Below are 20,540 nucleotides of genomic sequence, written 5' to 3'. Positions count from 1 at the left end.
AAGGATCTGGGAGCCACCTTCGCTCGCGAGATCGAAGATGCCGCGTTTGGCGAAGGGACGCACACTGCGTCAGTCGATTAAACTGTTCGGTCGAGGTGGGGAATATGACGCAATCGATCCTGGTAACTGGTGGAGCGGGCAATATCGGCAGTGCCCTCACTCGCGCGTTGGTCAAGCTACCTCAGACCCAGGTGGTCGTCGCTGACAACCTGTCGACCGGAAGTCGAGACAAGGTACAAATAGACGCGGGCAATCTGACCGTAGTAAAGGCGGATGCGAACGATTTCGACGACATCTCATCGTTGTTCTACCGCTTCCATTTCACCCACGTCTTTCACTTCGCAGCCGTGGTCGGTGTGCAGCGGACTTTGGCAAATCCGTTGCTCGTGCTGCGCGACATCACCGGTATCGAGAACGTGCTGAGGCTATGCAAGAACACCGGCGCCGAGCGTGTCTACTTCGCTTCGTCATCGGAGGTATATGGCGAGCCTTTCGAGATTCCTCAAAACGAGAGCACCACGCCGCTTAACTCACGTCTGCCGTATGCAGTGGTGAAGAATCTTGGAGAGGTCTATCTGCGCACTTTTCAGCGTGAGTTTGGACTGCCATTTACCATTTTTCGCTTCTTCAACACCTACGGACCACGTCAGAGCGAGGATTTCGTTCTGCCGCGATTTGTGCGTGCCGCCCAGCGCGGCGAGCCCTTGACGATTTACGGGGACGGTTCGCAGACCCGCACCTTCTGCTATGTCGACGACACGGTTGACGCTTGCATCGCGGTTCATCGAACGCGCGCGCACGAGAACGAAGTGATCAACGTGGGCAGCGACGTGGAAATGAGCATTCGACAGCTGGCCGAGTTCGTCATCGAAGTGCTGGGCTCGTCATCGAAGTTGGAATTCCGACCGCCCCTTGCGGAGGGCGACATGACGCGCCGCTGTCCTGACACGAACAAGATGAAGGCTATATTGAACCGTCCCCTGGTGCCGCTCGAAGAGGGCATTCGCCGCCTCGCCGACCACCTCTCCCGACCGGAAGACCGCCCTGCACTTAGAAGAGTCGCCTGAACGAGCTGACGGTGGGGAGTGACATGAAGCTCGTATACGTCGGTCAGCCGTACGATAGACTCTTTCCGCCTGTTCAAAACTCAATCGGTCTGATCGTCTACAATACGGCGCTGCGGCTCGGCGAAGGCCTGCAGATTACGCTCTATGGCAAGCATTATCGAGACGACACGGTGCCCGCGGACCTGCCGTTCGCGGTGCGGCGGGCTGCGGCGCGGCGTGACCGCGCGCTGCAGCGGATCATCCACCAGTTTCCGCGCCTGGCGCGCTGGCTGCGGCTGGATCGGAAGGCCGATGACCACTCGCAATATCGTAACAAGGTTCGTCGCTACCTCGCCGTCGATCAACCAGATATCGTCCATTTGATGAATTACTGGGCATGGTGCCGGGAACTGAAGGCAGCCAGCTCATCTCATCGGCTCGTGCTTGAGATGCAGTGTGAGTGGCTGTCACAGCGTGACCGCGATCAGGTGGCCCGTCAGCTCAAGGTGGTGGATGCGGTGGTCGCCGTCAGCGACCACATCGCAAGCACCTTTCGTTCTGCATTCCCGGACTACCCTGGCGTCGTTGCCACTGTCGGTAATGGCGTGGACGTTTCTTACTTTCGGCCGAGCGAGCAGCGGGCTTCCGCATCCACCAGAACCCGACGTGTCATCCTGTTCGTTGGGCGGGTGTCGCCAGAGAAGGGGCTTCACACACTGATCGAGGCCTTCAGTGAGGTTGCGGCCAGGTTCGCGGACGTGGAACTTCGGATCGCAGGGCCGCATTCGCCGCTTCCGGTGGACTTCGTGACCAGCCTCTCGTCGGATCCGCGGGTTACCGCGTTGAGCCGTTTCTACGATCGCTGGGGCAATTGCAAATATCGGGAACACTTAGAGGAACTCATCGAGAGCCACGGGTTACGTGATCGAGTTCACTTCGTGGGCAACGTGCCCCACAAGGACCTCGTAGCGACGTACCATGAGGCCGACATCGTGGTGAATCCGTCACTCAGCGAGAGCTTCGGAATATCGGTCGTGGAGGGCATGGCCTGCGGGATACCGGTGGTGGGAACGCGCGTGGGCGGGATGTGTGAATCCATTCTAGCTGGCAGCACCGGGATGCTGGTCGAAGTCGATGCTCCTGGCGAGCTCGCCCAGGCATTGATCACGATGCTGGAGGATACGGTCCGGGCAAGCGAAATGGGAAGCGAAGGGCGCAAGCGTGCCGTCAAGCTGTATTCGTGGGAGGCGCGCGCAGAACGGCTCAAGTCCGTCTATCAGAAACTGCGCCCAGGCACGCGGGTCCATGTTTCCACAAAGATCGTGAGCCATTGAGCCTTAGCGGTGGGCGGCGATCGCCAAGTAGCCTCGCAGCTTGTAGGCCGATGTGATGCTCATGCGGCGACCCTCAGTGTAGCGCTCAACCCAGTGAGAGTATCGGTCTACGGCCAACCCATGTCGGATTGAAATAGGCCCGTCAGGCCCGCCGTTCTCTTCCCTAACGGGCGTCAGGGGCACCCAGCCCAAAGGGCGGAGAGAGGCCGAGTGAACCTGGCTGTAACGCTCCGCAATCTGTTCTCCAAATCGCAACGCAATTGCTGGTGGCGAGGCGGGTGGCCTCAGGATCGTAACGAGAGGCGGCGACCCAGATTTTGCGCGGGGCGCCTACGAGCCGCCGGTCCAGCAGCTACTTGCATCGAACCTGAACGCAGGTGACGTATTCTACGACATCGATTGCGGCGCGCCCGCGTGGGGGGCGGCAGGGCGCGTCCATGCATTTGAACCGGTGCGCAAAGCGCTGCCGCGATTGAGCAGAGCGCTCGGCCCAACAGGTTCGACACCATCTGCGTGTTCGCCGAAGCGGTCGGTCCTAAGTGCGCACCGCCCACAGGTGATCTGATCTATGAACTCGACGACGCCAGGCGCGAGGGGCTTCAGCGGAAGGTCCGGGACGATCGCGTCGTTTATGGCATCGATGGACGATGGGTAACCATTCTGCCCGCCTCCTACGCCAATGGGAACTGGCACGTCGAGCATGTGATGGCGGTCCGGCGAGAAACCGCGTCTATCCGACGGGCGGAGCCGTCGCCTTCGACCGAGGTCGTCTTCAAACATGGGCACCGGCCCAACGACTGCCGAACTATGCAGTGCGGAGGATCGGCAGCCGCATATGGATCGCGCGTTTCTCAACAAGATGCCAGCTGAGAAAGCCCGCGCAGACTGCTATAGGCAAGGTCAAGATCGTTAGCTGCGTAGGCGTGATTGCCGGAACATACATGATCAGTAGCTTCTGAATCGGCCATGCGTAGAGATACACGCCGTACGATATATCATTCCTTCGGTTAATCGAATTTAAGACGCTGTTCTCGTTTAGAAACGCCAAATACAGGACCAGATAACCTCCAAACACGCCCACTGCGAGGGGCGCTAGCCGTTCCGAGCACATCCCGCCTATGAGAAGGATACAGCACAAAAGCGCTACCCGATTGCTCCTCCTCACGTTCTCCTTGAGCAGCTGAAACAACGCCCCAATGGAAAATATCATCGTAAAACGTACGGCATCGTCCACGTTACCGATGGGCTCAAAGTTTCCAAGGTCGTAGCGAAAGTAGACACCTTGCGAAATGGAACTAACGAGGATTATGGCCAGTGACATTGACATGATCGAAAAGATAAGCGTGGCGCGACCGAGACAGAATACCACAATTGCCACAAGCACATAACAGCGAAACTCGTATGCAATAGTCCATAGTGATCCATTAACATCTGGTGCATGGGACCCGGCAAACGCCGATCCTACCTGCGCCGGATTCAGCAAGAGCGCCATTTTGGAAAGCTTAGCCGCCCACTGGCTCGGAGATAGTTCATCAAAGTCACCACCTCCCAGCCAAAATACCAGAGTAATGCTGATCAAGTATGCCACAACAAATCCCGGAACTATACGAAGTACACGTCTGGACACAAAGGCATAGATGCTGCTTCGCATCGCGCTGTCGAGCACGAGGAAGCCACTAATGAAGAAAAAGCCGTAAACAGCTACCTGGCCGGAGGTCAACGTGCCGAAGATGTTCTTCAGCACCTCACGATTCGAGTTCCCATCTATAAGTTCCGGCGAGTGGGATATAATAACAAGCGACGCAAAGAATAGCCGGAAGAAGCTTAGAGCGTTGGGCCTTCGTAAGTCGAAATCACTCATTTGATAGCCTTCGAGAAGTGATCTCTTGCGTTGGGCATTGCGATCTCAGCAAGGAGACCCGTTTTTGGGCAGAGCGCGTCAAAGTGAGCTTAGAGACCGCCGATGGGCATTGTAAGTTCGTCCTTTGAGAGCCGAATTCATCCTTTCGAAGGTACGTGCCTCACGACCTAGCGGATTGATTCCAACGTTTGGAACCTGCGGTTTCGGGCGGCGATGATGTCATCGGGGTTGGCTTTCCAGATGAATGTTCGCGGGTTCTCGGCATTGTATTCGCGGATGAAGCGGTTGATGGCGGCCTGAAGATCGACAACGAAATGGAAGACGCCGTGCTTGAGCCTGCGCCGGGTGGGTTTGACGAAGAAGCCCTCGACGGCGTTGAGCCAAGAGCAGGATGTTGGGGTGAAATGGACGCTGCGGCGCAGCATCTTCGCTGCCATCTGACGCAGACGACTGCAAGACTTCTTTCCGTTCCGACAAAGGATCAATTCGCAACACATTGCGGGTGGCGAGGCGGTGGCCTCGGAATGGTAACGCGACGCGGCGACCGGATTTTGCGCGACGCATCCAGAAAACCGGCGAAAGCCGGCGTATGGCTGGTCGGAGTTCGAGACCCGGACGGCGCGCGGGTCGGGAAGAGCCGGGTGCGGGAATGCCGCACGCCCGGATCTCCGAGGGCGAAAGCCGAATGGCTGAGCTACTCGACCACGACCACACTGAGCGGAAAGACAGGCTCTTCCTCGCCGTCGTCGACCTTCAGGGAAAGCCGATCGGCAAGCGGCGTCGTGCCGAGCTTCAGGAAAGTGTCGATGTGACTTCCGCCGCAGGAGCGGCAAACCTGCTCCGCAACAGAGGCTGCACCAGCAATCATCCTGGCCATGGCTCCCGGCTGTGTTTGCTCAAACCGCTACCGCTAACTGCGGTGTGCGGCGCAGATCGGTATCCAGTTCGCCATCCTGGATCAGCTTCTGCACATGGGCGATGCGCTTGAATCGCTCCCCCTCGAAATCCCCAAGTGCAAGGCCTGTGGCGCGAAATGTGTGGTAGAGCTGTTCGACACCGCGCCGTGCTGTCCATTGCGGCTTAAACCCGTGCAGGCGGCGACCAATATAGTTGCAGTCGACGCGATAGCACCGTTTGTCTGGCCCGGCGTCGGGCGCGAACTTCACCCGGCTGTCGGGAACGATCGTCTGCACCAACTCCGCGATATCCCGAATCTGATAGTTTTCCGTGGTCAAGCCGACATTGAATGCCTCGTTGTGGACCAGCTCTCGCTCGGCTTCGAGCACGGCGATATAGGCCCGCGCAATGTCCTCCACATGGACGATCGGACGCCATGGCGAGCCGTCGCTCTTGAGGTAGACCAGGCCGGTCGTGTAGGCCCAGGCGGTCAGGTTGTTGACCACGAGATCGAAGCGGATGCGAGGCGACAGGCCGTAGGCAGTGGAAGCACGCAGGAATGTCGGGCTGAACGATCGATCCGCCATCGGCGCGACCGCTCGCTCGACATTTGCCTTCGAGGCGCCGTAAGGCGTGACCGGGTTGAAGGGAGCATCTTCAGTTAGAAAGCTGTCGCCGGCCGCGCCGTAATTGCTGCAGGAGGAGGCATACAGGAACCGCTGGACGCCGGCGGCCTTGGCGAGCTGCGCAAGCCTGACCGAAGCGCCGCAGTTGATTTCCTCGGTAAGCAGGGGTCGGTAGTCCCCCAACGGATCGTTTGACAGTCCGGCGAGATGGATGATCGCATCGAAGCCGGCGACGTCATCGGTTTCGATGTCGCGGATGTCTTTCTCGACCGTCGGCACGTCGGCCAACGTTCCTACGAAAGTGCATGATCGGAAGATGTCGCTGTCCAGGCCCGTGACGTCATGGCCGCGTTCAAGCAGCATCGGAGTCAGGACGGAACCGATGTAGCCGAGGTGGCCTGTAACCAGAACTTTCATCGATCAATTCCCATGTTTTCCAGGGCGCTTGCCCGCTGTCCCACAATTTCTGAAGGAGATGCTTTTCGCGGATGGTGTCCATGCATTGCCAGAAGGATTCGTGGCGATATGCCATCAGTTGGCCGTCAGTCGCGAGCCGCTGCATTGGCGCGTGTTCGAACATGACATCGTCGCCGTCGATATAGTCCTTTATGCCCGGCTCGAGCACGAAGAAGGCGCCATTGATCCAACCCTCTGAGGCCTGTGGCTTTTCCGTGAAGTCGACAACGCGATGGCCGTCGAATTCGATGTGCCCGTAGCGTGCTGGCGGACGCACCGCCGTCATCGTTGCAAGCTTGCCATGCGATTTGTGAAAGGCGATCAGTTTATCAAGGTTGACGTCCGAAACCCCATCGCCCCAGGTGAGCATGAATGTCTCGTCGCCCATCCAGTCGATCAGGCGTTTTATGCGGCCGCCCGTCAGTGTATTCAGTCCCGTCTCCACAAGATCGACGGACCAGTCAGGCAGCGAGTTCGAGTGGCGCTTGACGCTTCCCGATGCAGCATTGACAGTCAAGCTGCCATCGAATGCGACATAGTCGCTGAACCAGCGTTTGATGTATTCGCCCTTGTATCCCAACGCGACGGCGAATTCGCGGTGTCCATAGGCATAATAATGCATCATGATATGCCAAAGGATCGGCTTTGCTCCGATTTCGACCATTGGTTTCGGCCGGATCTCGGTTTCTTCGGCTAGCCGCGTTCCCAGTCCGCCAGCAAGAATTCCTACCTTCATTGTTTTCTCACCCCAATCGCCTACAGTGTTTTGCTACCATGCGCAGGTCGGGTTGAACCACACCGAAGAAGGGATGATCGGAACCATCGATGCATGACGTCAGGCATACGATTGGCGCTATGCTCGATAGAGCGATGCGTAACCGGTCTCATCCTTTCGACGTAGCAGACTGGCAGGCGTCGGCGGTCATCATTGCACCGCATCCCGATGATGAAACGCTGGGATGTGGAGGGGTCGCCAGCAAGAAATTTAGCTCGGGCGCCGATGTCCGGTTTATTTTCGTCACCGACGGCTCGGCATCCCATGCAAATTGGATTGACAGGGAGGCGCTGCGGATCGCCCGCGAGGGCGAAGCGATCGAGGCGGTTTGCCGGTTGGGCGGGTCGGCCGATCGGGTGAGATTCCTGCGTGTTCCCGACGGCATGGCAAAGCATCATACCGGCAGGATCGCAGAGGCGATCGCTGAGTTGCTTTTCGTTTGGCAACCGCAGAGCGTGTTCGTCACCCATGCAAAAGAGCCGCCCGCGGACCATGTTGCCACCAATCTTGGCGCCCGAGGCGCGCTGCAACTGTATGGCCGGCGCGTGACCGTGTTCGAATATCCCGTCTGGTACTGGTATCAGTGGCCCTGGGTCCGTCTGCACGATCGAGTGCTTGGATTCAACCGCACCGCATTGCGGCAAACGGTCCGGACCCTTGCCGGCTTGCGCAGCGTTAAGATGTTCAACTCCCACGCTTTTATCGGCGACGTGATAGATGTAAAACGTCACGCGCTGGCAGCTCACCGGTCCCAGATGGAGCGGCCGGCGGGACTCGACGACTGGCCTATCCTGGCGGATGTAGGTGGGGGCGATTTGCTGAACCGGCTGCTGAGCGAGCACGAGATGTTCACGCGATACGAGCTTAATGCGCGAACGTAGGCGGCCTGAAGCGTCTCGGGAGGAAGTCGGCGGGGCGGCCATGACCTCTTCGGGGTTCGACCAAAGCTGCGGTGCGGCTTCGATCCCTTTGCGACTTTACTTGCGGCCCATTTTGGATGCGCCGCCGCTCCATCCAAGACAGAGCCTCGGGTCCGTTCGGTATCGCCGGCCGACCGGTCCTTGGCAAGGTGAATGGGAACAGATCCGGCTCGGCGAGGGAATGGATGCGATCGCTACAATCGAAGTTGACGACGACGGACGCGCGGAAGTGATCGCCCGGCGCAGCGGGGGCGAGACACTGAACCTGGCGTGGCTTCAGGCGCAGCAGGCGTCAGCGCGGGGCTTTGAGGAACATGCGATCGGCGAGGTTCCCGCCGCCAGCCGCGAAATCGGGGCTCAGGGCCATGCACCGTCGCAGATCGTCGAAGGCGGCCGGCCGAGCTTGCGGTCGCAAGCGGTGTCGGAGTGTTCTACTTTCCCATCCCCGACGACACGGCGGCGGGGCCGCTAACCCGCATTTGCCCTGAGGCCTCTGACGAGGGGATCGCGTTCGCCTATATCGACGGCGACATCCTGCTTGACCTTGCGGCCACTACCGGCAACGCAAAGGAGATCGCGTGGTAATCCGGGGATGGCTCTGCCGACCGGCAGCGCCGCGACGTCGCCAATGTCCCCAACATGGTCTATCCGGACCGCGTGGCGGTCGCCGATCTGGACGGCGACGGACGAACCGACATCGGCGTGAGTGAAGAAAACGGGCGGGCCGACCACGCAAAGGCCTATTGGTGGCGCAACCCCGGCGACATCAGGCAGAACTGGGAGCAGCAGGAAATCACCTCGCGCGGCTCGCTCAACAGTCTTTCGGTGGCCGATATGAATGACGATGACCGACCGGATCCCATCATGGGCGAGCACCGCGGCGCCCTGCGCCTTTCGCTTTGGCGCAATCTCGGCGGCGGGCGGTTGATCGAGCAGTTGGTTGGCGAGGGCGTCGAGAGCCATCTCGGCGCCCGCACGGTCGACCTCGACGGCGACGGCGACCGTGAGATCGTCTCGATCGGGTGGGATGCTCCCCAGACGATCCGTGGCTTGCGCAACGATGCCACCGTTCCATCGGACCGGGAGGCCGGGCAGGTACCCCCAAGATGAGATATGGGTGCCACAATCGGAGTAGCGATCAGCCGGAGGAGGTAGGAGCCGGCCAACCGTTGTCGGGCTCGATCCCGGGCGCGCAATCTGTCACCTTCGCGGCGAGCGGCACGGCTGGCCCGCGTCGCGAGGCGTTGCAGAATGGGGAAGAGCGCGTGAGATTGACGGCAAAGGTCCTCGGCGTGTTCGGCGACGCGCGCGTCATAGCCAAGGGAGAGGCTGCCGGTCTCAAGCTTATGGCGCGGGGCGCCGACCCGAACTTTGTTCGCGGCACGTACGAGCCGCCTATCCAGCAGGCGATCGCGGCGAACCTGGCGCCGGGGGACGTCTTTTTCGACATCGGCGCGAATATCGGTTTCTTCAGCCTCATCGCCGCGCGCCGCGTCGGGCCGCGCGGTCAAGTCTATGCGTTCGAACCAGTTCCCCGCAACGCCGAAGCTGCCGCGGAAAGTGCGCGGCTCAGCGGGTTCGACACGGTACGGGTGTTCGCCGAAGCCGCGGGCGCGACAACCGGCCGTGGCCAGCTTCTCCTGGCCGACCATATCGGCGGCGCCGCGCTTGCCTCGTCGGGAGCACCGCCTGATATGAGTGGCCGCCTGGAAGTCAGCATAGTCGCCATCGACGATGCCATCGGCCAGCGAGGCCTCAGGCCGCCCTCGCTGGTCAAGATCGACGTGGAAGGCGCCGAAATCGATGTCCTGGGCGGTATGACGGAAACGCTGCGGCGACACCGTCCGAAGGTGATTTATGAGGTCGACGATGCAACGCGCGAGGGGCTCGACCGCAAGGCCCGAAAAATCGCGGAACTCCTGACTGCTGCCGGCTACGCGTTGAAACCGCTGCCAGCCTCCTATGAGAATTGGGAATGGCAGGTAGGACACGTCTTCGCGCAGCCCATGAGCGCTTACGAACTATCTTAGTTGCGCCATGGCAGGGAATCTCATGCAAGGACAGCAAGCGTGATCAAACGGGATAAGCGAGGCGGTGCGCGACTTCTGCCCGGGGCAGCGACGCGTCGATGCCTTGAAGAATCTCGTACGATTCTCGCGCAGCCCATGATGACGTGAGGAGGGTCTTAGTTGTTGCACCGCCATGACTGGGCAGAAACTGCTGAAGAGGCTGGGTCCGGCGTTGCCCGGCCGGAGGTTCTTGTCGCAGACGATTTTCAGGATGAACGCGCCCGCGGTGCGGTAATCGGCACCTTGGCAGTCAAGGGAGGTGTCAGGCGAGGATGCGACATCGAACGTCAGATCGCGATCGATCACGGCGCACTTCGTTTCCAACCGCTCGTCAGGCCAGGCTGGGGCCGGCAAGGGATCTCCTATGGTCCCTTTCAGCGAGAGGCTGGTCTGGTGCTATTGGTCTCGATCACCAACGGCCACAACACATCGCAGGGATCGCCATTGCCTGAAGACCTCGCCAGGCGGCTCTACCGTTGGCTGCGAGGACCCGGCATTGACCCATGGCCCGGCCGTCTGGTTGCCCTGATGCGTGCGCCACGAAAGAGGCTCACCCTTCGCCGTTTTTGGTGGTGGACGCTTAGCACCTCCAGGACCTACCGGGGAACTAACATCGACGAGAACCTGGCTGTCGGTTGGTTCCCCAGTGAGTCGCCGATTAATCCCGTGGAAGAGGGCTGCGGCTTTGTTGTGCATGCCGCAGAAGGCGAAAACGGCGAGCTGTGGGCTCGTGTAGGAAAGCAATGCCTGAGTGCGTTTCGGCGCCTAAAGAACGTTCATATCTATTATGTCGTGGCGTTGCGAGAGCAGGGCGCTGTCTATTATGCGGCCGCCGACCAAAAAGCTCACGGTCTTGCCGCTTTTCCGATGATGCGTCCGATCGCGATCGATCCTTTCAACAAGGACGAAAAGCTGTTTGCGGGTGTTCATCAGGCGGCACTTGGCCAGATCGGGTTTCGGGTCGACACACGCGTCCAAGCGGTTCAAGTCGGGCGGATACCTCAATTTTCGACGCTGTTTGGCACCGCCCACGCTGCCGATGCACTCGTCGAAGGCTGGCCGGGGCAAATCGCTGCAATCGGGGGGCGGTGGCATTTTTCGCAGGACGCTGGCGATAACCTATCCGTCGTCGATCCTGGTCGCCCTTCAGGATTGATCCACGGGCTGCTGGCAATTGGCGCCGTCTCGGATGTGTGTGGTCTTGTCTGTCGGTTTCGGGACAACGACAATTTCTGGGTGCTGAAACTGTCGACGCTCGGATGGACCCTGGTGCGCAAGCAATCGGGCAAGGAGATTACGATCGCGACCGGTACGGAACACGCTTTGCGCATGTGTTCTACCCATTCGGTCCAGATTCTTGACTGGAATGGTCAGGTGAGCTGCTTTCTTGACGGGGTTCGCCTTTTCGAAGCGTCTGCCAATGCCGATTCAGTTGAGAACGCTACAGGAGTAGGTATATGGAAGAGCTTCGATAGCGAGCCGCGCTGGCATAATTTCGAGGCTCATCCTTGCGAAGTTCCCATCCCATTGATGGCGCCTCTGGGGGCACCTTGGAACCAACTCGGAGCAACCCTGTCCTATGCCGACGGTTTTAACGGTACCGCCGGCGAACTGGATCGCCGCACGCCGGAGCTGGGCGGCGGGCAATGGGCGAGAACACTGGGCACCGGGGTCATCGACGTCGACGGGCTGGGCTGCGCCCGTGTGCGCGCGAGCGTGGACAGACCGAACCCGGGTCGAACATTCTATTCGCTGCCATGGGACCTACCGGGATTCGCCGACCTCGAGGCCACAATCGAGCCTCCCGGGGAGCGCCGAGGACAAGATCAGCGCAGCCGGGCAGGACTGCTCTTCTGGCAAGACAGCGACAACTACGTTTGTGTCACGACTTGGCTCGACGACGTCTACCAGGGTGCATCGATTTCGGTGTTCATCAAGCGGCTCGGCTTTGAGGAACTTTATGACGCGGTTTGGACAAATGTGGCGGACAAGGTCGTTTGGGGAAAACCTTTTCGCATGCGCGTTGCGTTCGACGGAAATCGGTTTGCAATCTTGATCGACGACGAACTGGTGATGCAGCGAAGCCTCACCGATATCTATCCCGACGATGCCGCCCTTCAAATTTTGCGGGTCGGACTCGCGGTCAACTGGGAGTGGGGAGATGACACGGGCTCGGTGTTCACGTCGTTCAGGGCCCGGCGCTGAGCGAAAGAGCGATTTCGCTTTGTCGGCCGAAAAAAATCATTGGACCGCCAGCTAAGGCTCGTTGGCAAACAGAACCGTGTGTCTGGAGCGAAACTCATACGAATGGATGAATTCCGCCACGATCTGTTCTCCACTCGCCTCGTCGCTGTCCAGTCTCGACACGTAAGTAGAAAGCCCATGGCCGTCTGGCTCCCGTCCCAGCAACGTCCGATAGAGAAGGGTCACAAATTGCGCATTTCCAAGCCCAACCGGCTGATTGTCAGTCCTGAATTCGACCGAAAGCAACATCTTCGTCAGTGTCGGAAAGATAGATGGATCCTTCTTCATCGCGACGACCGCGCGCCACTGTTCGGCCGGAGATGGCATGCGACGCAAGATTAGGCAGTAAGCATATGCAATCTGGTTGGCGTGGTTGACGACAGACTTGTCGAACGCATCAAGCGAACAGGGGTGAGATGCACCGATGCTGGGAACGCGGGGTCCCGACGTCTGGTCCGCAGGCGGCAAGCTCTCCCTCGCGACCGTCGACGAACTCGAGCCTGCATTGCCGTTCGCAATGGTCTTTTTTACGGCATCGTATGCCGGCTTTCGCCCGCTCGGCGCCCATAGCCCTTCGCCGCGCTTCTTCAGGCGCACGAGGCCCATAAAGGCCTCGTAGCTTGGCGCCCAGTACGGCTCGTCGAGCAGTTCGTAGATATGGGCAGCTTCCAATCCATATCGAGATTGATATCGGCGCAATAGCGTCATCGTCTGGACCAGACCGTCCGCCTGCTGCTTTTCCCCTCGTTGGCTGCCCCCGGCGTAGTTGAATTCGGTTAGCCAGATTGGACGACCGAGAGTGGCCAGGAACTTGAATGCTTCCTCGGGATCGCCCTCGTAAAGATGCCAGACCGATATATCCCATCTGATGCCGTCCTGCAGCATGCGGGTGAACGCTGCGCGGTGACCCCAGCCGGCCGTTCCCATTGCTTTTCTTATGGTCGGATCCACTGCGATGGTTGCATCCGACAGGCCGCGCAGCACTGCGCTTACCTTCGCCCAGCGTGGACTGAAATAGTCGGACGTCTCGGTGCCGCCGGCAGGGCCCCAGGAGCAGTTGTATTGTATTCCGCTGTCCTGCATCTCGCAGGGCATCAGGATGGCGTAATTCTCCATCTCGTTGCCAAGCTCCCAAACGCGGATGTCGTCCTTGAAACGGGATACCAGTGTCGACGCGAGATCGTAGGCCTGCGCATAGAGGTCATCGACGGTCCCATTGTCTAGGTCCAGCTCGGGGATGATTACCGGCAGGATCTGGACTCCGCGCTCCTTGCCCGCCTTGACCAGTTCGGCAAGTTTGGTGGCGCTATCGGCGCTGGAAACGTTGACGCGATACGACTTCATGCCGAGGTCGCTGACATAGTCGAGTTGCTGTTCGATCGATATCCCGGGATAGGCGTTGAAGGGATGGCCATTCACCCCCCAGAGCAGATCCGCTGCGCCCGAAGCTGTCATGCCCAGCAGGCATGCCAGGGTTGTCCATAGGCGTCTGGTCGCGGCGGCGGCCCGTCCAACGGAACCTGGTTGCGATGGATTGGTCGGCCGCTGCATCAGCGCGAACTTGCCTGTTTTGCGCCGGACATCATGCGGCATCACTCCATTCGCTCAACTCGCCTGACATCCCTCCGAGCACGACGATCGAGATCTGCCGCACTGCCTGACGCAGTCTATCAAAACCGCGCCACGCAGAACCGCACACATTCGGCGTAAACGCCGATGATTGGCCTCGCCATTCGGATGAGAGCTGCCGGGAAGCCTCTGAAGCAAACAACCGGGTACGTCCCAAAGGCCAGGATGACCCAGCTGTCCTGGTCGTCCAAAGTCGTGCAACTGAGGCATGGCGCTGGTGACCAAAAACCCTGTGATGACACGACATTGGACAATCAACGGCCGGTTTCTCGCGCAGCCGACCACCGGAGTTCAGCGCTACGCACGCGAGATCGTTTCAGCGCTGGACGCCTTGATCGTGGGCCAGGCTGCCTTGACACGGGATCTGACGGTCGAGTTGCTGGTCCCGCCGGGGGCGCTTGATAAATTGCCCCTGGCGGCGATCCGTGTCCGCACTGTCGGCAGCTTTGGCGGGCATTTATGGGAACAGGCTGTGCTTCCGGCCTATCTTCGCGGCGGGCTGCTTAGCCTCTGCAATACCGGCCCTCTGACGATTCGTCGGCAGGTGCTGTGCATTCACGACGTCAATACACGGGCATGCCCGCAGAGCTATTCATTGCCATTTCGGCTTCTCTACCGGACCTTGGTTCCTGCCTTGGGCCGGGCCACGCTTAAGATTACGACGGTGTCGAAATACTCTGCGGGTGAACTGGCGCGCTATGGCGTGTGCCCGGCGGCAAAGGTCGAAATTGTAGGCAATGGGCATGAACATGCGTTGCGATGGGCTCCTTGCCACTCTGAACAAACACTGGCAGTGGCCGGCCCTGGTACGATCGTCGTGCTTGGCAGTTCCATCCCGCACAAAAATGTCGGCTTGATCATCGGCATGCACGACCGACTTGCCGCGGCGGGGCTGCAGATTGTTGTCGTGGGCGCGTCGACGTCCCGCGTTTTCGCCAGCAGCGGCGACCAGAAGTCGCCGAACGTCATTTGGCTGGGAAGAAGGTCGGACGCGGAACTCGGCGCGCTTCTGCGCGATTGCCTATGCCTCGCGTTCCCCTCCCTGGTCGAGGGTTTCGGACTGCCGCCCCTCGAAGCCATGACACTGGGATGTCCGGTGGTCATGTCGGACCGTGCCAGCCTGCCCGAAATCGGCGGCGATGCGGTTTTGTACGCATCACCTTGCGATGAGAATGCATGGTTTGATTGTTTCATGCGCCTGGTCCACGAAGAAGGCCTCAGAACCAGCTTGATCGCACGCGGTCGCGCAAGGGCGGCGCAATTTCAGTGGGCCGCGTCGGCTCAGCGCTATCTGGAGCTGATGGCCAGCGTGGATGGACTTCCAGAAGTGCCGCCACCACCGCTTAGGGAAGTCGAATGCGATCCGAATGAGCGACTTGCGGCGGCGGCCAGTATCATTTGAGATAATCTCGAGCCTAACGGCATCTGCCATTCAGGCGCATCACTCCCGTTCAGCCTGCCTGCGATGATAGGCTGGATGGCGAGGCATGAGGCGATGGCGAAAAGAAGTGCGGGCATCCTGCCTTACCGCAGATCGACCAACGAACTGCAGGTGCTGCTTGTCCATCCGGGTGGGCCGTTCTGGCAAAGCCGCGATCTTGGCGCATGGTCGATTGCAAAGGGCGAGTATGGTGATGACGAACCGCCGGAAGCTGCGGCGCGTCGCGAATTTGTGGAGGAAAACCGGCTGGGAGCTCTCGGGAGCGCTGCTTCCGCTGGGAGCGCTGCGCCAGCGCGGCGGCAAGCTTATTACGGCCTTCGGCGTCGAAGGCGATTTCGATGCCGGCACCTTGCGCAGCAACATCTTCGAGATGGAATGGCCGCCGCGCAGCGGTCACATGCAGACATTTCCAGAGATCGATCGCGCAGGGTGGTTCGGCCTCGAAATGGCCCGGGAAAAGTTGCTTGTCGGCCAGCGGCCTTTTCTCGACCGGCTTGTGGTGTCAGTCTAAGTGTAGAGTCAATGGCCGACTGACAACTTCAACTGGTCGTGTTGATCGCTACGCCTAATGCATGCCGCGCACAAGCATGCCCTCGGGCTTGAACCGAGGGTGCGGTTTTGCGACAACGACATGCATAAAAACAAGGAACTTAAAGCGCGTCGCATGAATCCGTTCAAATGCGACGCGCTTAGCGCCCATGAATCGAGTCAGCGCAGCGATGGCTGAAAACGGCGGGTGATCATCCTACGGCACGAAGATAAGGAACAGATAGGCGACGAATACGACGAGATGAACGAGCCCCGTCAGCATCGTTGTTCGGCCCGTCCCAAAGCTCACGATGCTGATGGCAAGCGCGAGGAGGAGAAGCACGGTATCCCCCGGACCCAGACCAAGAGTGAGGCTTCGCCCGGTGAGCAGGCTCGCCGCACCGATTGCCGGGATTGTCAAGCCGATTGTGGCGCAGGCGGAGCCGAGGGCGACATTCAGCCCTCGCTGAAGCTCGTTATTGAGCGCTGCCCGAACCGCCGACACCGCCTCCGGCATAAGCACCAGCGCAGCGACGAAGAAGCCCACGATTGCGTCCGCCTGGGTAACTTGAAGAAACTCGAGCCCATTCTCGATGCTGCCGGCCACCTGCTCGGTCAGAAGAACGATCCCTGCCAGTCCGACAAATAAAAGGAGCACGCTGGTGGTCACTTTCCCGCCCTCAGACACATGCGCCTCATGTTCCGCGCTGGACGTCAGATCTTCGATAAAATCGCCCCGATGGCGCACCATCTGGGCAAAGACGAAGGCACCATAGAGGAGAATTGAAAGAACGCTCACGAAAGCGAGCTGCGATGCGGAGAACGTACCGGGGCTTGTTGCATGAGTGTAGTTTGGAAGGATCAGCGCAAGAACCGTCAGCGCCATAATGACGGCAAGCGAGGCGTTGGTGCCCTGTCGTTTGATGTCCTGATATCGATGCTTCAGCCCACCCAGGGTGAGGCAGACCCCGACGACGCCAGCGCATACGATCATGACCGTCGAAAACACGGATTCGCGTGCCAGCGTCGGGTTGTTCTCGCCGTGCAGCATCATCGAAACGATGACCGATGCTTCGATGGCCGTCACCGAAAATGTCAACAGCAGCGTGCCATATGGTTCACCGAGCCGCAGTGCGACGGCTTCTGCATGATGCAAAACCACAAACACTGTCGCGAAGATGAAGATAGCGACGACGATCAACGCCAGGATTTTGACCGAGAGCGGCGAATGCTCGATCGACGCGGCGCTGAAATGAATGAGTGCGGCCAGGCCCAAGGAGCCGATTGGGAACAGATATTGGCCGATCGGTCGCCGATGAGCAGCCAAGACGGAATTCCTTCATCGCGATCGACGGTCGCAGATCGGGTATTAGAGAAATTGACCGAAACCCACTGTATCAGTCTACTTGCGGCTGCCGGCCCGTTCAATGGCCGCGTGGCCGGTCGACCTGGCTTAACCAAACTTGCCGAGCTCGATGCCGCATATGCGGATCACAATTAAGCCTTGAGTTTTTGCGCTTAGGGCAATAGCTAGGAGCTACCAGGCCGGGCCCCTCTGGCAGTCCATCAGGATTGCGATGTCGGACTGGAATTCCAATCCGGGTGGCCTGGCTTTGAGTTTTCTTCAGCTGTAGCGGCATTTCTCTTGTCATACGCGGTGTCCGCGTTGCTCTACGGTATGCTCGCAAGCCGCGTCACCCCTAGCTGAACGCAAGGGTGCCGTATGACAGAATTTTTCAGTCCCGAAGCAATGACCGCTCTCTTGCAGGTCATCATGATCGACCTGGTGCTGGCCGGCGACAATGCCATCGTTATCGGCCTTGCCGCGGCCGGACTACCCAAAGAGCAGCGCAGAAACGCAATCGTCGTTGGCATAATCGCAGCGGCCGTTCTGCGCATCGGCTTTGCGGCCGCGACAACGCAACTCCTGCAGATCGTCGGGCTGCTGTTCGCCGGCGGTCTATTGCTGCTGTGGGTATGCTGGAAGATGTGGCGCGAACTCCGGCAAAACCATGCGCAGGAAACACAGGCGATCGAAGCGCTTTCGGAAAGTGACGTCGACTACGATGGCATCGTAGCTGGCAAGGCTCCGCGCAAGACCCTGGCCCAGGCAACCTGGCAGATCATCATCGCCGACGTCTCCATGTCACTCGATAATGTTCTGGCGGTAGCCGGTGCTGCGCGCGAACATCCGAATGTGCTGATCTTCGGCCTTGTCCTCTCCGTCGCGCTGATGGGCATCGCTGCAAACCTCATTGCCAATCTGCTTCAGAAGCATCGCTGGATCGCCTATGTCGGGCTGGTGGTCATCCTCTACGTAGCTGGCGACATGATCTACCGAGGTGCGCTTGAACTTCTGCCTCACGTCCCGGGCGCGTGAGTCGAAAAAGATGGGCCGGCCGGAACGACGTCGTTCCGGCCGGTGTCTGCCCCTAATGCATGTCGCGCGAATGCCCTCGGGCCTGACCCAGGGCCTGACCCGAGGGTGCGCAGCGGCGACGCGCTTTAGGCGGTAGGGCGGTGAAAAGAATCCTCTTGCTCAGATCCGTGTGAATCGCGGCTTGGCCCCACGCAAACGACCAAATCGGAAGGCATCCGACACGGCTGAGCGGATCATGAGCATCTCGCCTATGGTTTCGTGTGTCATGAGCCCGACCAGCCGGTCGGAATTGTCGACGACGGCTACAGCAGGCACGTCTGCCTGCTGCATCAGCCGCAGGCTTTCCTCGAGACTTTTGCGGTAATGTATTTTCGGGATATCGTGCCGCATTGCGCTCGCGACCGGTGCGGCGGGTCCCTTTTCCTTCAATGTCCGGATCATGTCGTTGCGTGTCACCAATCCTTCAAGACGGCCAGCGGAGTCGACGACAGGGAATTCGTGCTGGGTGGTCGCGAGCAGCATCTCGATTGCCTGGTCGAGCGTCGCCGACCGTTCCAGCCGGGCGAACTCGGTGATCATCACATCCGCGACAAGGACGCTTGTGGCTACCTCCCGGATCTGTGCATTTTGCGCTTCCGCTGCCGCGGCGAGATAGACGAAGATGCCGATGAAGATCAGCAGCGGATTGTAGAACAGCCCAACGAAACCGAAGACGAAGGCCAATCCTTGCCCGATCGTGGCTGCGATCTGGGTCGCGCGCGACCACGAGAGGCGGGCGGCGAGTGCGGCGCGCAGGATACGGCCGCCATCCATCGGGAAGGCTGGGATCATATTGAAAAGGACAAGGAAGACATTGACGCCGGCAAGCCTGGCGAGAAAACTCATACGCGGATCCTCGATCCCGGCCATCTGTTCGACGCGCGCCGGCCCGCCGAGCAGGACGAAGATCAGCGCGGCGATCGCGACATTGACCAGCGGCCCGGCGACCGCGATAACGAACTCCTGCCCCGGCTCTTCGGGCATGCGTTCGAGCCTGGCGACGCCGCCGATCGGGAAAAGCGTAATGTCCGGCGTGCTGATGCCGAAATACCGCGCGGCGGCGATGTGGCCGAACTCATGCAGGACCACGCAGGCAAAAACCGCAATGATGAAGGCAACGCCTTGCCAGGCTGCTGGTGTGCCGCCGATCTGATAGTGCGTCAGCCAAATCCAGACGAGCAGAAGCAGGAAGGTAAAGTGAACGCGCACGGTGGTGCCGGCGATCGTCCCGAGGTTCAGCGACCAACCCAAATCCGTCCACTCCGAGAGACCCGACCTTCGCAGGAGGCCCCACCTTCGCAACAGGCTTTGGCAGGACGCTTGCAATCGTTCGAGAACATCAGGTGCTCAAGCTCATGGTCTGCGATTAGGGGCTGCGCGGCCGCGAGATGCCCGCCTCGGTGTCGCGCGGTCCCGTCGCAAGAAGAGCTTATCACGACACGACGTCCCCGTGAACGTCTCGGCGCGTCGTGATCCGACGCGTCCGCGCCTGCACGATGATCTCGCGCTGCCGCGCTTTTTTCGGCGCTGAAGGACACGGTGCTTCGGATCGTTGTCATGGATGCTCCTGAACCTTTGCCGAAGAACATCGCAATGCAGAAGGCTCCGGCGGGGCGCCGGCATTAGCCGACGCACCGCGAAACAAGTGATGTTGACCTTGCACTAACATGTCGCGGCGTCAGTCAGTGGGCAGTCTGCGAATGCTCGCCGCCCGGCTTCGAGATGTCGCTTAAAGCCTCTCCCGCCTCTGCCGATTCGCCATTCGTCGCGAGATCGCCAAGAGAGACGATGCCGACGAGCCTCTTGTCGCGGTTCAGAACCGGGAGCCGACGTACCTGCAGGTCGCCCATGTTTTCAAGCACATGCTCGACGTCTTCATCATCGAAGCAATATTTGACCTCAAGGCTCATGACATCACGCACCTTCGTGTCAGGTCCCTTACCCAATGCTACGCCGCGGATCGCGATATCTCGATCGGTGATCATCCCGACCAGCCGGTCGTGGTCGCCCACGGGCATCACTCCGGCGTCAAGCCTGCCCATAATTTCAGCTACTTCACGGATGGACTGTTCGGGGTTGGCGACCTGGACATTCCTCGTCATGCAGTTGCCGACTTTCATGGCAATCTCCCTTAACTTGCGAAGCCCCGCCGCCGGTTTCGGTGTTAACCTAGGAAACGAACTCTTCGGCGGTAACGTTCCCTTGAATCTGAATGCCCCGCGGGAGGTTTTTCACCTGTCGCCGGCTCCCCCGATGTCGCGGCTCCAATGAGCCTCTCTCGGTTGGAACCCTGAC

General features: G+C 59.8%; 17 protein-coding genes and 2 pseudogenes. 10 read left to right on the top strand and 9 right to left on the bottom strand.

Features of this window, described 5'->3' with window-relative positions; genetic code table 11:
• The first annotated feature begins 104 nt into the window (after positions 1–104).
• A complete protein-coding gene (locus BQ8794_RS24050; protein ID WP_027153593.1) occupies positions 105–1,067 on the top strand; it encodes an NAD-dependent epimerase/dehydratase family protein in 963 nt (320 codons plus the stop codon).
• A 23-nt stretch (positions 1,068–1,090) separates the two neighbouring features.
• Positions 1,091–2,380 (top strand): glycosyltransferase family 4 protein, encoded by a 1,290-nt coding sequence (locus BQ8794_RS24045; RefSeq protein WP_077381116.1) that lies wholly within the window; start codon positions 1,091–1,093, stop codon positions 2,378–2,380.
• A gap of 805 nt (positions 2,381–3,185) precedes the next feature.
• Here the strand turns inward: BQ8794_RS24045 and BQ8794_RS24035 are convergent.
• The 5 genes and pseudogenes from BQ8794_RS24035 to rfbF all read right to left on the bottom strand — a co-directional run bounded on the left by BQ8794_RS24035 (position 3,186) and on the right by rfbF (position 6,956).
• On the bottom strand, positions 3,186–4,241 hold the full coding sequence (locus BQ8794_RS24035; protein ID WP_077381115.1) for an acyltransferase family protein: 1,056 nt from the start codon (positions 4,239–4,241) through the stop codon (positions 3,186–3,188).
• A gap of 167 nt (positions 4,242–4,408) precedes the next feature.
• Positions 4,409–4,654 (bottom strand): annotated as a pseudogene (locus tag BQ8794_RS24030) (IS630 family transposase); the annotation flags it as partial.
• Between the two features lie 281 nt (positions 4,655–4,935).
• Positions 4,936–5,109 (bottom strand): hypothetical protein, encoded by a 174-nt coding sequence (locus BQ8794_RS24025; protein WP_143744661.1) that lies wholly within the window; start codon positions 5,107–5,109, stop codon positions 4,936–4,938.
• Between the two features lie 28 nt (positions 5,110–5,137).
• Positions 5,138–6,181 carry an NAD-dependent epimerase/dehydratase family protein gene (locus tag BQ8794_RS24020; protein ID WP_077381113.1) on the bottom strand — a complete coding sequence of 348 codons (1,044 nt, stop codon included), beginning with the start codon at positions 6,179–6,181 and terminating at the stop codon, positions 5,138–5,140.
• On the bottom strand, positions 6,117–6,956 hold the full coding sequence (gene rfbF, locus BQ8794_RS24015; RefSeq protein ID WP_077381112.1) for a glucose-1-phosphate cytidylyltransferase: 840 nt from the start codon (positions 6,954–6,956) through the stop codon (positions 6,117–6,119). Before rfbF ends, BQ8794_RS24020 begins: the two co-directional genes overlap by 65 nt.
• A gap of 89 nt (positions 6,957–7,045) precedes the next feature.
• Between rfbF and BQ8794_RS24010 the strand changes: the two genes are divergently transcribed.
• The 5 genes from BQ8794_RS24010 (at position 7,046) to BQ8794_RS23995 (ending at position 12,189) form a co-directional block, all read left to right on the top strand.
• Positions 7,046–7,876 (top strand): PIG-L deacetylase family protein, encoded by an 831-nt coding sequence (locus tag BQ8794_RS24010; protein ID WP_077381111.1) that lies wholly within the window; start codon positions 7,046–7,048, stop codon positions 7,874–7,876.
• A gap of 220 nt (positions 7,877–8,096) precedes the next feature.
• Positions 8,097–8,387: a hypothetical protein gene (locus BQ8794_RS36710; protein WP_244555083.1), complete on the top strand. Its 291-nt coding sequence runs from the start codon at positions 8,097–8,099 to the stop codon at positions 8,385–8,387.
• Positions 8,388–8,572: 185 nt separating this feature from the next.
• On the top strand, positions 8,573–9,025 hold the full coding sequence (locus tag BQ8794_RS36705) for an FG-GAP repeat domain-containing protein (protein WP_244555082.1): 453 nt from the start codon (positions 8,573–8,575) through the stop codon (positions 9,023–9,025).
• Positions 9,026–9,180: 155 nt separating this feature from the next.
• On the top strand, positions 9,181–9,945 hold the full coding sequence (locus BQ8794_RS24000) for an FkbM family methyltransferase (protein ID WP_077381653.1): 765 nt from the start codon (positions 9,181–9,183) through the stop codon (positions 9,943–9,945).
• A gap of 159 nt (positions 9,946–10,104) precedes the next feature.
• A complete protein-coding gene (locus BQ8794_RS23995; RefSeq protein ID WP_244555081.1) occupies positions 10,105–12,189 on the top strand; it encodes an oxidoreductase in 2,085 nt (694 codons plus the stop codon).
• Between the two features lie 51 nt (positions 12,190–12,240).
• On the opposite strand, the gene BQ8794_RS23990 is transcribed toward BQ8794_RS23995, so the two are convergent.
• Positions 12,241–13,821, bottom strand: a complete 1,581-nt coding sequence (locus tag BQ8794_RS23990; RefSeq protein WP_244555080.1) for a DUF4214 domain-containing protein — start codon at positions 13,819–13,821, stop codon at positions 12,241–12,243.
• A 271-nt stretch (positions 13,822–14,092) separates the two neighbouring features.
• Between BQ8794_RS23990 and BQ8794_RS23985 the strand changes: the two genes are divergently transcribed.
• Complete coding sequence (locus BQ8794_RS23985) at positions 14,093–15,259, top strand: glycosyltransferase family 4 protein (protein WP_077381650.1); 1,167 nt, start codon at positions 14,093–14,095, stop codon at positions 15,257–15,259.
• A gap of 93 nt (positions 15,260–15,352) precedes the next feature.
• A pseudogene (locus BQ8794_RS23980) lies at positions 15,353–15,809 on the top strand (NUDIX hydrolase).
• 234 nt (positions 15,810–16,043) lie between these two features.
• On the opposite strand, the gene BQ8794_RS23975 reads toward BQ8794_RS23980, so the two are convergent.
• Positions 16,044–17,153 carry a calcium:cation antiporter gene (locus BQ8794_RS23975; protein WP_077381110.1) on the bottom strand — a complete coding sequence of 370 codons (1,110 nt, stop codon included), beginning with the start codon at positions 17,151–17,153 and terminating at the stop codon, positions 16,044–16,046.
• A 396-nt stretch (positions 17,154–17,549) separates the two neighbouring features.
• Here BQ8794_RS23975 and BQ8794_RS23970 point away from each other — a divergent pair, with 396 nt between their 5' ends.
• On the top strand, positions 17,550–18,206 hold the full coding sequence (locus BQ8794_RS23970; protein ID WP_077381109.1) for a TerC family protein: 657 nt from the start codon (positions 17,550–17,552) through the stop codon (positions 18,204–18,206).
• 159 nt (positions 18,207–18,365) lie between these two features.
• Here the strand turns inward: BQ8794_RS23970 and BQ8794_RS23965 are convergent, their stop codons facing one another.
• Both BQ8794_RS23965 and BQ8794_RS23960 read right to left on the bottom strand, forming a co-directional pair.
• Complete coding sequence (locus BQ8794_RS23965; protein ID WP_077381108.1) at positions 18,366–19,496, bottom strand: site-2 protease family protein; 1,131 nt, start codon at positions 19,494–19,496, stop codon at positions 18,366–18,368.
• A gap of 431 nt (positions 19,497–19,927) precedes the next feature.
• Positions 19,928–20,365, bottom strand: coding sequence for a CBS domain-containing protein (locus tag BQ8794_RS23960; protein ID WP_077381107.1), 438 nt, complete (start codon positions 20,363–20,365; stop codon positions 19,928–19,930).
• Positions 20,366–20,540 lie beyond the last annotated feature (175 nt).

This window comes from Mesorhizobium prunaredense (assembly GCF_900156895.1).
Classification (GTDB): Bacteria; Pseudomonadota; Alphaproteobacteria; order Rhizobiales; family Rhizobiaceae; genus Mesorhizobium; species Mesorhizobium prunaredense.
This window is presented reverse-complemented; position numbering and strand designations above follow the sequence as displayed.